The organism is Kitasatospora sp. NPDC001261, from assembly GCF_042896795.1.
Taxonomy (GTDB): domain Bacteria; phylum Actinomycetota; class Actinomycetes; order Streptomycetales; family Streptomycetaceae; genus Kitasatospora.
In genome coordinates this window covers 435,488-449,221 of record NZ_JBIAXP010000002.1, presented here as the reverse complement: position 1 = coordinate 449,221, position 13,734 = coordinate 435,488, and the positions used below count along the sequence as shown (strand labels likewise).

At 72.6% G+C, this 13,734-nt stretch carries 11 protein-coding genes; 6 read left to right on the top strand and 5 right to left on the bottom strand.

Going from position 1 to position 13,734, the window contains the following annotated elements; genetic code table 11:
* Positions 1–465: 465 nt before the first annotated feature.
* Positions 466–1,665: a helix-turn-helix domain-containing protein gene (locus tag ACFY4B_RS05045; protein ID WP_387966501.1), complete on the bottom strand. Its 1,200-nt coding sequence runs from the start codon at positions 1,663–1,665 to the stop codon at positions 466–468.
* A 298-nt stretch (positions 1,666–1,963) separates the two neighbouring features.
* On the opposite strand from ACFY4B_RS05045, the gene ACFY4B_RS05040 reads away from it, so the two are divergent.
* On the top strand, positions 1,964–2,416 hold the full coding sequence (locus ACFY4B_RS05040; protein ID WP_387966513.1) for an NUDIX hydrolase: 453 nt from the start codon (positions 1,964–1,966) through the stop codon (positions 2,414–2,416).
* 207 nt (positions 2,417–2,623) lie between these two features.
* Here ACFY4B_RS05040 and ACFY4B_RS05035 read toward each other — a convergent pair whose 3' ends face one another.
* Genes ACFY4B_RS05035 through ACFY4B_RS05025 form a run of 3 tightly spaced genes read right to left on the bottom strand, consistent with a single transcriptional unit; the run spans position 2,624 to position 6,709 of the window.
* Complete coding sequence (locus ACFY4B_RS05035; protein ID WP_387966500.1) at positions 2,624–3,292, bottom strand: HAD family hydrolase; 669 nt, start codon at positions 3,290–3,292, stop codon at positions 2,624–2,626.
* Positions 3,293–3,312: 20 nt separating this feature from the next.
* On the bottom strand, positions 3,313–5,829 hold the full coding sequence (gene hrpB, locus ACFY4B_RS05030; protein WP_387966498.1) for an ATP-dependent helicase HrpB: 2,517 nt from the start codon (positions 5,827–5,829) through the stop codon (positions 3,313–3,315).
* 4 nt (positions 5,830–5,833) lie between these two features.
* Entirely contained in the window at positions 5,834–6,709 is an 876-nt protein-coding gene (locus ACFY4B_RS05025) for a class I SAM-dependent methyltransferase (protein ID WP_387966497.1), read from the bottom strand.
* Between the two features lie 414 nt (positions 6,710–7,123).
* Here ACFY4B_RS05025 and rpsA point away from each other — a divergent pair, with 414 nt between their 5' ends.
* Both rpsA and ACFY4B_RS05015 read left to right on the top strand, forming a co-directional pair.
* Positions 7,124–8,614: a 30S ribosomal protein S1 gene (rpsA, locus tag ACFY4B_RS05020; RefSeq protein ID WP_049653883.1), complete on the top strand. Its 1,491-nt coding sequence runs from the start codon at positions 7,124–7,126 to the stop codon at positions 8,612–8,614.
* A 235-nt stretch (positions 8,615–8,849) separates the two neighbouring features.
* Positions 8,850–11,150, top strand: coding sequence for an MMPL family transporter (locus ACFY4B_RS05015; RefSeq protein ID WP_387966496.1), 2,301 nt, complete (start codon positions 8,850–8,852; stop codon positions 11,148–11,150).
* Here ACFY4B_RS05015 and ACFY4B_RS05010 read toward each other — a convergent pair.
* Positions 11,133–11,564: a MarR family winged helix-turn-helix transcriptional regulator gene (locus ACFY4B_RS05010; protein ID WP_074000974.1), complete on the bottom strand. Its 432-nt coding sequence runs from the start codon at positions 11,562–11,564 to the stop codon at positions 11,133–11,135. The genes ACFY4B_RS05015 and ACFY4B_RS05010 overlap by 18 nt on opposite strands.
* A 62-nt stretch (positions 11,565–11,626) precedes the next feature.
* Here ACFY4B_RS05010 and ACFY4B_RS05005 point away from each other — a divergent pair, with 62 nt between their 5' ends.
* From ACFY4B_RS05005 to ACFY4B_RS04995, 3 genes are all read left to right on the top strand, one after another.
* Positions 11,627–12,268, top strand: coding sequence for an MBL fold metallo-hydrolase (locus ACFY4B_RS05005; RefSeq protein ID WP_117487381.1), 642 nt, complete (start codon positions 11,627–11,629; stop codon positions 12,266–12,268).
* 145 nt (positions 12,269–12,413) lie between these two features.
* Positions 12,414–13,013, top strand: a complete 600-nt coding sequence (gene coaE, locus ACFY4B_RS05000; protein ID WP_049659638.1) for a dephospho-CoA kinase — start codon at positions 12,414–12,416, stop codon at positions 13,011–13,013.
* A gap of 105 nt (positions 13,014–13,118) precedes the next feature.
* Positions 13,119–13,718, top strand: coding sequence for a GNAT family N-acetyltransferase (locus ACFY4B_RS04995; protein ID WP_387966495.1), 600 nt, complete (start codon positions 13,119–13,121; stop codon positions 13,716–13,718).
* Positions 13,719–13,734 lie beyond the last annotated feature (16 nt).

Genomic DNA, 13,734 nt, shown 5'->3' with positions numbered 1-13,734 from the left:
AGCTTCCTACGCCCCTGCGGCTTCCGCTCCCCGCGGATCTCGAAGTCCATCGCACCCCTTGAGCTGAGGTGTTGCGACGACCGTTAGAACCCAAGCAGATGGGCAGCGGGGTCTTCCGTTGCTACGTCCAGGCGTTGGCGCGGTGGGTGGGTGCGGCTGTCGTCGGGTCTTCGGGCCAGGGCGGCGGCGGGGGTATCGACCCCTGACATCGGCGCGGTAGCCGTCGTGCCAGAAGGACTCCCAATCACCGGTGACGGTGGCGGAGTGGAAGGCGGGGGGAGAAAGTTGGGGAAAAGTGGCGGCGCGGTCGGTGGGCCAAACTGGCAGGGACTGGTGGACACCTGCCGGGATGCTCCGAAACGACGGCATTGATCTGCGGGTCGGGCGGGGTCGTGGTGGGAGCGGGGCGTTGCCTCTCTCGGATCCGTACCTGCTCCGGGTCATGCAGGTTGTATCGGTGCGGTGTCAGCGGGTGAACGGGTTGATGCCGAGGATGCCGCCGAGCTTCCGCAGGCGGGTGGCGCGGGCATGGCCGACGCGTTGCATGATTGCCCCGGGAAGGGCCTGGTGGCGGGCCCAGTCGGGGTGTGCGCTGCACACCTGGAGAAGAGTGTCCAGGGCGGCGTCGTACTGGCGGGTGTCGGCTTGGGCGAGTGCGATGTCAAGGCCGAGCCGATTGCGGGCGGCCTGCGGCAGCGGGGACAGGTCGCCGAGGTTGCGGGCGAGCGCCAGGGCCTTGCCGGGATCGCCCATGACGGTGTGGATGCCGATGGCCTGCGCGGTGACCGTGGTCGGCCCGTAGCTGGTGCCGTTGACCATCACATCGCGGCCCATGCGGGCGGCAACCGTTTGTCCCTGGGCGAGCAGATCCTGGGCGCGGTCGGTGTCTCCGCGGCGGGAGGCAATGACGGCGGCGAAGGTAACGTGCCAGCCGTAGGTGGCCAGCCTCTCCAGATCCCTTTCCGCATAGTGCGGTTCGATCGACGCGAACGCTTCCTCGGCGGTGGTGGTGGCCTGGTCGAGGCGTGCATCACGCATGTAGAGCCAGGACCGGCCGCAGTCCACCATGGCGGCCCGCAGCGGGTCGGCGGCCTTGTGGACGTGGTGGCGGGCATGGCCGATCGCCGCGTAGGCCAGGTCTCGGGCGCCGTGGAACTGGGCGGTGTAGGAGGCGAGTCGGTAGGCGTCGGCGAGGAGGCCATGAGCGGCGCACTGCTCGCTGTCCGGGGCAGAGCGCAGGAGGGCGGCGGCCTCGGTGATGGCGGGGGCCGCGAGACTGCCGGCGCGGGTGTAGTCCCCGGCCCGGTAATCCGCCCATGCCCGAGCCAGATCGGCGCGCAGTACTGCGGCGTCCGGAGGTTCGACGTCGGTTCCGACCCCTGCGGCGGTGTCGTGCACGGTGCGGGAGAGCCCTCGCAGCATGGCCCTGTCGCCGATCAGCGAGGCCCTTCGGGGTGCCTGCTGTCCGAGGATCACCGACACGTCCGCATGCAGTGCGGCGGACAGTTTGAGCAGTGACGGCAGGCCGATGCTGCCCCCCTCCTTCTCGGCCTTGCGAACGGTCGGCACGGACACCCCGGCGGCCTCGGCGAGTTCTTCCTGCGTCATGCCTGCCCGCAACATCTTGATGCGCTGGCCGGTGGAGTAGTCGGACCACTGCGTCATGGGAGCCTCCGAAGGTGAGCGGCCTCAGAACGGACCGTACCCCCGCCACTCCGCTCCCGGTGCCGGAACGACCTGGCTGTCAGCCGTGTTGGCGGCAGCTCGGAGAGTGTCTGGGCTTCGAGGACGGCAGTGATGCCGAGCGCTTCGACGGCGACATGATCATGACGTTACCGCTGCTCGGTAGGATCGGCCATGACGCCCGGATGGCGCATCTACGGTGGGCCCAGGACGACGGTGTGTCCGATCGCTGTGGTCGACGAGGCCACCTCGCTACTCGCGATAGTCCTTCAGGGCTCTTATCCTCCTGCACATGAGCAACGGTGCCGGGAAGACGCCGCTCCACTCGGTGTCCGTCGCCGGAGTGGTGGTGCGCGAGGACGGCTGCGTGCTGGCGATTCGTCGGGCTGACAACGGAACTTGGGAACCCCCGGGTGGCGTGCTGGAACTGGGCGAGGCCATCGAGGACGGCGTGCGCCGCGAGATCTACGAGGAGACCGGGATCAAGGTCGGCGTGGAGCGGCTGACCGGCGTCTACAAGAACGTGAGCCGAGGGATCGTCGCCCTCGTCCTTCGCTGCCGACCGGAGAGCGAGGCGATGCGGCTCTCGGAGGAGTCGGTCGAGGTCGCTTGGCTCTCGCCGGCCGAGGTCTCCGAACGCATGGCCGAGGTCTATGCCGTACGTGTCCTGGACGGGCTTCGGGGCGACGCTGCGCCAAGTGTCCGGGCTCATGACGGTCGTCACCTGCTGTGACAGGCCAGGCGGCGGAGGTGGTGGGCCATGTCCAGGTGTGTCTAGGAGGGTGCCCCGGACGCTCCGCGGCGGACTCACTGGTTTTGGCCGCTTCCATGGTCGTCCCGACATCCGGAAGCGGTTGGCTGACTGGCGCTCCGGGGCGATTCTCGTGGTGCGCCAGCCACTGTTCGTTGTTCGGCCGCAGGTCCAACGCGCTGTGAAGGCTCAGAGCTCGGCAGGGAATCCCAGCAGAGCTGCGATCCGGGCGGGAGCGCCAGGCTGCCCGTCGGCGAGGATGGTGGTGATGCCGAGGGCTTCGGCCGGGGGCAGGTTCCTCGGGTGGTCGTCGACGAACAGGCAGGCCTCGCCGGGCAGTTCGAGTCGGTCCAGGGTGAGCTGGTAGATCGCCGGATCGGGCTTGGCCAGACCCTCCCGCTCGGAGATCACCGTCACGTCGAACAACTCCCACACGCCCAGGGCCTCGTACGGGTCGTACGGATCGAGGCCGAAGGAGTTGGAGAGCAGAGCGACCTTGAGGCCGGCCCGCCGTGCCGAGCGGGCGAGCGTGATCATGTCGTCGGCGGGCCGGACGCCCGACCATGCCCGGCCCATCAGGTTCTCGTGCTCCGGCACGCCGAGGATGGGAGCCACCCGCCGGTTCCACTCCGCCTGGCTCAGTCGGCCGGCTTCGAGTTCGGTGTACAGGCGGCTGGCTTCCGGCTCGTACCCGAGCGTCTGCCGCCACGCCCCGGCATCGAGGCCTTGCGCGAGGCACCACTCTCCGTGTGCGGGGCCGGCATTGGCGGTCAGTACGCCGACGAAGTCCAGGATCAGAGCTGCGAAGGGGAGTCCGGCCTCGCCGGGGCGAGTGACGGTCGGGGTGGTCAGTGTCATGCAGGGGTCGTCCTCTCCTGTCACTTCCGGGCGTTGAGGCGGCGGGTAGGTTCGGCGGTGGTGGGGTCTTCGGGCCAGGGGTGGCGGGGGTAGCGGCCCCTGAGGTCGGCGCGGACGGCGCGGTAGCCCTCGCGCCAGAAGGACTCCAGATCACCGGTGACGGCGGCGGGGCGGCCGGCGGGGGAGAGGAGGTGGATGGTCAACGGTATGCGGCCGGCGGCCAGGGTGGGGGTCTTGGTCCAGCCGAAGAGTTCTTGCAACTTGGCGGCCAGCACTGGGCGTTCGGTCGTGTAGTCGACTCGTATCTTCGAGCCGGACGGGACGGTGATGCGCTCGGGGGCCAGCTCGTCCAGGCGGCCGGCTTCACCGGTGGCCCAGGGGAGGAGGCGTTGGAGGGCAGCGGTCGTGTCGATCCTCGCGAGGTCGGTGCGGCGGCGGGCGCGGGAGAGTTCGGGCTCCAGCCACTCGTCGGCGCGGGCGAGGAGGGCCTCGTCGCTGACGTCCGGCCAGGGGGCGCCGATGGCACTGTGGAGGAAGGCGAGGCGCTCGCGCAGGTTCGACCGGAATGTCAGCAGGGTGCTCACTCCCTCGCGGGCGAGGCCTTCGAGGAGGGCAGACCGGACGAGCAAAGGGTCGGGGCGGTTGAGCGGCTTCTCGGCCAGCTCGATGGCGCCCAGTGACTCGACCCGGCGGGAGACGACTTCGCCCCGCCGGGTGTCCCAGTGGACCTCGGCACGGTTGCTGAGCAGCGGCGCCCCGGCGGCCAGGGCGGTGGCCTCGTCCAGCGCCGCCGCGTGCAGGATGCGCGCCGAGTGCGACCCCGCCGGGCGGTCGGCTACGGCGACGGCGAGCCAGGGCAGGGCGCCGAGCACGGTGCCGGGGGCGAGTTCGGCGGCTGTGCCGGAGGCCATCAGGTACGGGCTGCGCTCGCCGGGGGCGGGCCGTTCGACGCGGGCGCGGGCGATCCGTTCCGGGAAGGCGAGGGCGACGACGAGTCCGGCGGCGGCCGCGTCGGGCAGGTCGGTGGCGGGTTCGTCGGAGGTGGCGCGGAGCAGGCGGCGGACTTCGTCGCGCCAGCGGCCGGCGTACGGGTCCTTCGTGGACCGGACGGTCCGCCAGACCGCGCCGAGGTCGTCGCCCATTGCCCGCGGCGGCTCCTCGGAGAGCAGTGCGACGACCTCGGCCGCCCGTCGCGCTCCGACCGCCGCCGCCCCGTCGACGAGGGCGCGCCCCAGTCGGGGGTGCAGCCCGGTGCGGGCGAGCCGGACGCCACGCGGCGTGGCCCGCCCGTCCGGGGAGACCGCGCCGAGGGCAGTCAGGGTCTGTCGGGCGGCGGCCATCGCCCCGGCGGGCGGGGCGTCGGGCAGGGCGAGGCCGGTGGCGTCCGGGTCGCCCCAGCAGGCGGCCTGGAGGGCGAAGGGGGTGAGGTCGGCGAGCGCGATCTCGGGGGTGGGGAAGCGGGCGGCGAGGGCGTCCTCGGCTTCGTTCCAGCAGCGGTAGACGGTGCCGGGGGCCTCGCGCCCGGCGCGGCCGGCGCGTTGGCGGGCGGCGGCGAGCGAGGCGCGGACGGTGACCAGTCCGGCCAGGCCGCGGGCGTGGTCGGTGCGGGGCTCGCGGGCCAGTCCGGCGTCCACCACGACCCGGACGCCGGGCACGGTGAGCGAGGATTCGGCGACGGCGGTGGTGAGCACGACCCGCCGCGAAGGGGATGGGGTGAGGGCGGCGTCCTGGACGGCCTGCGGGGCGCGGCCGTGCAGTTGGAGGACATCAACGGAAGGCAGGCCGCCCAGCTGCCCGGCGACCCGGGAGATCTCGCCGACGCCGGGCAGGAAGCAGAGCACGTCCCCGTCCCGCTCGCTCAGCGCTCGCCGCACCACCGCCGCGACGTGGTCGAGCAGCGCCGGGTCGACCCGGGTGCCGTGGGCGGGCCGGACGGCGCGCGGCGGCGGCGCCCAGATGACCTCGACCGGGTGGGAGGTCCCGTGCGCCTCCACCACCGGGGCGCCGCCGAGGAGTTCGGCCCAGGCCTCGGTGTCGGAGGTGGCGGAGGCGCAGACCAGCCGCAGTTCGGGCCGCAGCGCCGCCCGGACGTCCAGCAGGAAGGCGAGCGCGGTGTCGGCGTCGAGGTGCCGTTCGTGGCACTCGTCCAGGACGACGACGTCCACGCCGGGCAACTCCTGGTCCCGCTGGAGGCGTTGCAGCAGGACGCCGGTGGTGACGACCTCGACGACCGTGTCCGGCCCGGTGCGGCGCTCGCCGCGCACCGTGTACCCGACCTCGCGGCCCACGGACGAGCCGAGCAGCCAGGCCATCCGCCGGGCGGCGGCCCGTACGGCGAGCCGGCGCGGTTCGGCGACGAGCACCCGCCGTGCGGGCCGGCCGTCGGCGAGCAGTCCGGCCAGGGCGAGCGGCACCAGGGTGGTCTTGCCGGTGCCGGGCGGCGCGGCGAGGACGGCGGTGCCGGGGCCGTCCAGCGCGTCGTGCAGGGCGGGCAGGGCGGTGCGGACGGGCAGTTCGCGCCAGGCCGGGTTCAGCAAGACATCAGCCCCGTTCGGCGACGAAGATCGCGGTCCCGGGGATCAGCCGCCCGCGCAGCGGGGACCAGCCGCCCCACTCCTGCTCCAGGCCGGCCGGCCACTCGGGCTCGACCAGGTCGACCAGCCGGAAGCCGGCGGCGACGAGTTCGCGGACCCGGTCGCCGATGGTGCGGTGGTGCTCGACGTAGGTGGCGCGGCCCTGTTCGTCCTGCTCGACGTAGGGGGTGCGGTCGAAGTAGGAGGAGGCCGCGGTGAGGCCCTCGACGCCGGGCTCGTCCGGGAAGGCCCAGCGGATCGGGTGGGTCACCGAGAACACCCAGCGCCCGCCGGGCCGCAGGACCCGGTGGACCTCGCGCATCAGGGCGGCGGTGTCGGCGCTGAACGGGACGGCGCCGTAGGCGGAGCAGGCGAGGTCGAAGGAGGCGTCGGCGAAGGGGAGGACGGCGGCGTCGGCCTGGACGACGGCGACGGGCGTGGTGCCGCGGCCGAGGTCGATCCGGCGGGAGTGCTGGAGCTGGCGGTAGGAGATGTCGAGGGCGACCGGCCGGGCGTCCCGGGCGGCCAGCCAGCGGGAGCACTGGGCGGCGCCGGCGCCGATCTCCAGCACGTCGCGGCCGGCGACGTCGCCGAGCAGGCGGGCGTCGGCCTCGTCCAGGCCCTCGGGGCACCAGGTGAAGCGGTCGTCGCCGAGGAACTCGCCGTGCTCGTCCTGGTACTCGTCGGCGTTGCGGTCCCACCAGTGCCGGCTGGCCCGGCTGCTCTCCCCGGTGCCGGCCGCGCGGCGCACCGCGTCGTCGCCCTCTTCCTCGACCTGCGCGGCGGAGGTGTCAAGATCGTGCAGGTCTGCTTGGGGGGTGGTGGCCACGGTGACAATGCCCATCGCGTAGGGTATGGAGTGCGGAAGCGCCGCTGCCGCGAACCGGCCCGTCAGGGTCCGGATCCTGGCGGTGGCATCCGGGGACGTGGCCCCTTCGGGCGCCGCCGCGAGGCGCGCATTCGGAGGATATGGCCTGATCCGTACCGGGCTCCACCGTCTTGCCGTCCTTCGGCATTGACCGTGCCTGGCCGTCCCCGTATGCTACAAGTTGCGCTGCGGGCCTGCGCGCCTCGGACGGAGCAGGTCGCGCTCGCATCTGTCGAAGACCCCACGGTCGCAAGACGGACGCCGGTTCTCGTTGTTACGGGACCACCGGTGTGCCGTGTTCTTGGCTGTCCGGCTTTCGGTGGGAGCGATACGGGCCCTCCGCGTGGCATTACCTACGACTTTCATGTCCGTACCGGAGCCCTTTTCCTAATGACGAGCCCCACCGACTCCTCCCTCAGCACCACCCCGCAGGTCGCGGTCAACGACATCGGCGACGCGGAGGCCTTCCTCGCCGCCATCGACGAGACCATCAAGTACTTCAACGATGGCGACATCGTCGAGGGCGTCATCGTGAAGGTCGACCGTGACGAGGTCCTCCTCGACATCGGTTACAAGACCGAGGGCGTCATCCCGTCCCGCGAGCTCTCGATCAAGCACGACGTTGACCCGCACGAGGTCGTCGCCGTCGGTGACAACATCGAGGCCCTGGTTCTCCAGAAGGAGGACAAGGAGGGTCGTCTCATCCTGTCCAAGAAGCGCGCTCAGTACGAGCGTGCCTGGGGCACGATCGAGAAGATCAAGGAAGAGGACGGCATCGTCACCGGTACCGTCATCGAGGTCGTCAAGGGTGGTCTCATCCTCGACATCGGCCTCCGTGGCTTCCTTCCGGCCTCGCTCGTCGAGATGCGCCGCGTCCGCGACCTCCAGCCCTACGTGGGCAAGGAGCTCGAGGCCAAGATCATCGAGCTGGACAAGAACCGCAACAACGTGGTCCTGTCCCGCCGTGCCTGGCTGGAGCAGACCCAGAGCGAGGTCCGCCAGACCTTCCTCACCACCCTGCAGAAGGGCCAGGTGCGCTCCGGCGTCGTCTCCTCGATCGTCAACTTCGGTGCCTTCGTGGACCTGGGTGGCGTCGACGGCCTGGTGCACGTCTCCGAGCTGTCCTGGAAGCACATCGACCACCCGTCCGAGGTTGTCGAGGTCGGCCAGGAGGTCACCGTCGAGGTTCTCGACGTTGACATGGACCGCGAGCGCGTCTCCCTGTCGCTGAAGGCGACCCAGGAGGACCCGTGGCAGCAGTTCGCCCGTACCCACCAGATCGGCCAGGTCGTTCCGGGTAAGGTCACCAAGCTGGTTCCGTTCGGTGCGTTCGTCCGCGTGGACGAGGGCATCGAGGGTCTGGTCCACATCTCCGAGCTGGCCGAGCGCCACGTCGAGATCCCGGAGCAGGTCGTCCAGGTCGGCGACGAGATCTTCGTCAAGGTCATCGACATCGACCTCGAGCGTCGCCGCATCAGCCTGTCGCTCAAGCAGGCCAACGAGGCCCTGGGTGCCAACCCGGCCGAGGTCGAGTTCGACCCGACCCTGTACGGCATGGCCGCCTCGTACGACGACCAGGGCAACTACATCTACCCGGAGGGCTTCGACCCCGAGGCGAACGACTGGCTGCCCGGCTTCGAGAAGCAGCGCGAGGAGTGGGAGCGCCAGTACGCCGAGGCGCAGTCGCGCTTCGAGCAGCACCAGGCGCAGGTCATCAAGAGCCGCGAGGCCGACGCCCAGGCCGCCGAGGAGGGTGGCGACGCCGTCGCCGCTGCCGCCGGTGGTTCCTACTCGTCCAGCAGCGACGAGGGCTCGGGCGCCCTGGCCTCCGACGAGGCCCTGGCCGCTCTGCGCGAGAAGCTGGCCGGCGGCCAGAGCTGAGGCTCTCGCTTCCCGCTAGCCGATAGCTAGACGGTGGGCCCCGCCCGGATTTCCGGGTGGGGCCCATTTGTTTTTCCCCATGCGCTTTCCGTCATTTGCTTTTCGCCCTGACTTATCACGCCCTGACTTATGTGTGGTTTATGTGAAGGAAAGTGTGAGATGGGGCTCATTGCCCATCTATAGGCCGTAGTTCGGGTTGCCCCTAGATTGAGGGGAGCCGCCCGAAAGGCTCCTCATGCGCACTCCCTCTCCCGCCGCCCCCACCGCCGTGGTCGGCGGCAGGCTCGCGGCCGTCGGCCGGTTCTGCTTCCGCCACCGCCGCTGGGTGCTCGGCCTGTGGGCCGTCGTCCTGGTGGTCGGCGTCCTGATCGGGGGCCGGGTCTTCGAGGGCTCGGTGGCCGGGGCCTCCTCCGCCAGCGCCGAGGCCGACCGGGGCGGTGCGGTGGTCGCCGCGGCCGACCCGGCCAAGGGCACCGTCACCGCCGTGGTGGACGGCAGGCCGGTGGACGATCCGCAGGTGAGGGCCGCCGTCGAGCGGGCCACCGCCGAGATCGCCGCCCTGCCCGGGGTCTCCTCCGCCCTCGACGCGTACGGCACCGGACCGGCGCCGGCCGCGCTGCGCTCCGCCGACGGGACGGCGAGCCTGGTCACCGTACGGATGGCCGACACCGCGAGCACCGCCCAGACCGACGCCGTCACCCAGCGGCTCGCCGCGCTGAACGGGGCGGGCGGCGCCCACGTCACGGTCGGTGGGGACCTGGTGCTCCAGCAGGAGGTCAAGAAGCAGACCGAGAAGGACACCCGGTTCGGCGAGCTGGTGACGCTGCCGCTCACGCTGATCGTCATGGTGCTGGTCTTCGGCGGGCTGGCGGCGGCCGCGCTGCCGGCGATCGGGGCGGTCGCCTCGGTGGGCGGCGCGCTGCTGGCGATGTTCGGGTTCAGCCGGATCATGGACATCGACACCAGCGTGCTGCCGATCGCCACGGTGCTGGGGCTCGGCCTCTCGATCGACTACGCGCTGCTCATGGTGAATCGTTTCCGCGAGGAACGCGGCCACGGCGCGGACATCGCCGCCGCCGTCGAACGGACCGCGGCGACCGCCGGACGCACCGTGGCCTTCTCCGGACTGACCGTCGCCGTCGCCCTCTCCGGCCTGTTCGTCTTCACCAGCCCGGTGCTCGGCGCGGTGGCCGCGGCCGGGGTGAGCGTCGTGGTGATCGCCGTCGCCGCCGCGCTGACCCTGATCCCCGCCCTGCTCGGCTTCGCCGGCGCGCGGATCAAGGCGCCCGCCGCGCCCGTGGCCGACGAGGGGTTCTTCAGCCGGACCGTGCGCCGGGTGCGCAAGCGGGCGGTCCTGGTCACGCTCGCCTCGGTGGCCCTGCTGCTGGCGGCCGGGGCGCCGTTCCTCCACGCCGAGATGCGCAGCTCCGGCGCCGCCGTCCTGCCCGCCTCCTCGGCCGGGCGGCAGGTCGCCGAGACGATCGACCAGCGCTTCCCGCAGGCCTCGGCCGCGCCGATCACCGTGGTGGTCGAGGGCGGGGCGCCGGTGGCGCAGGCGTACGCGGACGAGGTGGTCGCCAAGCTGCCCGGGGTGAGCGGGGTGCGGGCCGTGTCGCCGGTGGGCGACGCGGTCTCCACGATCGACGTCCTGGTGCCCGGGGACCCGCAGGGCGGGCAGGCCAAGCAGGTGGTCGAGGAGCTGCGGGCCGACCGCGGCGGGCTGACCACCTACGTCACCGGCGGTGCGGCCTCGGTGGTGGACTTCCAGGACGAGCTGCTCTCGCGCGGACCGTGGGCGCTGGGCCTGGTCGCGGCCGGGACGCTGGTGCTGCTCTTCCTGATGACCGGCTCGGTGGTGATGCCGGTCAAGGCGCTGCTGATGAACCTGCTCTCGCTGGGCGCCTCGCTCGGCGCGCTCACCCTGGTGTTCCAGGACGGCTGGTTCAGCGGGCTGCTCGGGTTCAGCCCGACCGGCGGGCTGGAGACCTTCATACCGGTGCTGGTCTTCGCCTTCGCCTTCGGGCTGTCGATGGACTACGAGGTGTTCCTGCTCGCCCGGATCAGGGAGCTGACCCTGCGCGGGCACGACTGCGTCCGGGCGGTGGAGCTGGGCGTGCAGCGCAGCGGTCGGATCATCACCTCGGCGGCGCTGCTGATGGTGATCGTCTTCGCCGGGTTCGCGCTCGGGGACATGCTGATGGTCAAGCAGATGGGCATCGCGCTGGCCGTCGCCGTCGCGGTGGACGCCACCCTGGTGCGGTGCCTGCTGGTGCCCGCCGCGATGAGCCTGTTCGGCGAGTTCAACTGGTGGGCGCCCGCCCCGCTGCGGCGGCTGCACCGGCGGTTCGGGCTGAGCGAGCACGTCGACCTGCCGGAGATCGGGGCGGCGGACGTCCCGGCGCCGCGGCCGGTGGTGCCGGCGGCGGAGAGCGGGTCGGTGCCGGAGATCGGGGCGGCGGTGGTCCCGGCGCCGAGGCCGGCCGACGGGGAGGCGGCGGCCCGCGACGGCCTGGTGGGCTCAGCCCAGCCGGCGTAGCAGGTCGACCGCGGCGCGGAGCCGGTCCCGTTCAGCGGGGTCGAGGCGGGACTCGATGGCGGTGGCGATCCGGTGTTCGCGGCGGGCGCGCTGGTCGAGCAGGGCGGTGCGGCCGGCCCCGGTGGCGGTGACGAGCAGCTTGCGGCCGTCGGTGGGGTGGGGCTGCTGGACGACCAGTCCGGCCTCGGTCATCAGCGCGACGGTGCGGGCCATCGACTGGTGGCGGACCCGCTGGAGGGCGGCGAGTTCGGCGACCGTGCAGGAGCGTTCGTCGCGGACCAGCAGGCCGAGGACGGCGGCCTGGTTCTGCGGCAGTTCATCGCTGTCGCGCAGGGAGCGGACCAGGCTGCCGAGGGCGGCGCGCAGGTCGGCGGCGAGTTCCAGGGTGTCCGGGTGCGGGGCTTCGCTGGTCATGGGGGAAGTCTATCGGCAAAATATCCAGCACTGCTGTACAGCCTTGCTGTAGGGTTTCGAGCATGCGAATCACCAAGTTCGGACATGCCTGCGTACGTGTCGAGCACGGCGGCAGCACGGTCGTCGTCGACCCCGGGAGCTTCACCGACCCCGCCGCCCTGGCCGGGGCGGACGCCGTCCTGATCACCCACGAGCACATGGACCACTTCGAGGAGTCCCGGCTGCGCGCCGCGCTGGAAGCCGACCCGGCGCTGCGGGTGTGGACCAACCGGGCCGTCGCCGACCAGCTGGACGGCGTGGCGCAGCGGGTCGGCGTGGTCGGCGAGGGCGACGCCTTCGAGGTCGGCGGGCTCGGCGTCTCGGTGCACGGCGAGTGGCACGCGGAGATCCACCGGGACCTCCCGCCGGTGCGGAACATCGGCTTCCTCTTCGACGGCCGGCTGTTCCACCCCGGCGACGCGTTCACCGTGCCGCCGCACGCCGTGGAGACCCTGCTGCTGCCGATCGCGGCCCCCTGGAGCAAGGCCTCCGAGGTGGTCGACTACGTCCGGGAAGCCTCGCCGCGCCGTGCGGTGCCGGTGCACGAGGCGGTGCTCAGCCCGATCGGGCTCGCCGTGCAGACCCGGCTGGTCGGGCCGGACGGGCCGGGGACGGGTGCGGAGCTGTTGGTGCTGGGGGAGGGCGAGAGCCTGGAGCTGGGCTGACCGGGCCTGTGCTCGACCGGATCCGGGCTTCGCCGGGCCTGTTCGGATCGGAGCCGGGCCTGTTCGGGTCGGAGCCGGGCCGACCGGGCCTGGGCCGGCCGGGCCTCTGCTGACGGGTTCGAGGGGGCACCGGTAGCCTGACGCCATGCTGAAGATCGGACTGACGGGCGGCATCGGTGCGGGCAAGAGCGAGGTGTCCCGGCTGTTCGCCGCGCACGGCGCGGTGATCGTGGACTCCGACGTGATCGCCCGCGAGGTGGTCGCCCCCGGAACGGACGGTCTGGCGGCCGTGGTCGCCGAGTTCGGACCGGGGGTGCTGCGGGAGGACGGCTCGCTGGACCGTCCGGCGCTCGGCGCGGTCGTGTTCGCCGACCCGGAGCGGCTGAAGGCGCTGAACGCGATCGTCCACCCGCTGGTGCGGACCCGCTCCGCCGAGCTGGAGGCGGCGGCCGCGCCGGACGCGGTCGTGGTGCACGACGTGCCGCTGCTGGCCGAGAACGGCCTGGCGCCGCTGTTCGACCTGGTCGTGGTGGTGGACGCGGCCGACGACGTGCGGCTGGACCGGCTGGTGCGGCTGCGCGGGATGGCCGAGGAGGAGGCCCGGGCCCGGATGGCCGCGCAGGCCTCCCGGGACGGGCGGCTGGCGATCGCGGACCTGGTGATCGACAACGGCGGCGGCCTGGCGGAGCTGGAGGCGCGGGTGGCCGAGGTCTGGGCGGAGCTGGTGCGGCGCGCGGCGGCCTGACGCCGGGTCGGCCCCCGGTGGCCGATCGGGGCGGCCGGCGCCCGGCGGACCGAGTGGCCGGGAAGGGACTGGTGGAAGGCTCCGGCGGGAGGGGAGCATGGCGGAATGGATGATCGTTTCTCGCCCGCGCCGCCGCTCGCCGGACAGCCTCCCGCCGGACAGTCTCCCGCCGAACAGCCGCTCGTCGGAGCGCCCGTGGTCGAACGGCTCGCGCAGTACGGCCGCGCCGAGCAGGCTGAGATCCTCGGCCCCGGGGACGACCCGTACGGCGTCGCGTACACGGGGCTGACCTTCCGCCCCAAGGAGATCCACTTCGGCATCCGGGCCGCCGACGGCCGGCTCGTCGCCCACACCGGACTGGTGCCGCTGCCGCTCACCGTGGGCGGCACCGACCTGGCCGTGATGGGCGTCGGCGGGGTCTGCGTCGCGCCCGACCGGCGCCACGGCGGCCTCGCGCAGGCCGTGGTCGGGGCCGCCCTCGACCACGCGCGCACGCTCGGCCACCGGTACGCGCTGCTGTTCTGCCGCCCGCCGCTGGCCGCGTTCTACCGGGGGCTCGGCTTCCGGGAGGTGGCCGAGCGGGTGACGGTGGAGCAGCCGGAGGGGCGGCTGGCGGAGATGCCGCTGCGCACCATGTGGGCGCCGCTGGCCGTCGGGGCCGGGTGGCCGGAGGGGCCGGTGCGGCTGCGGTCGCTGCCGATGTGAGACGCGCTCGCGCATG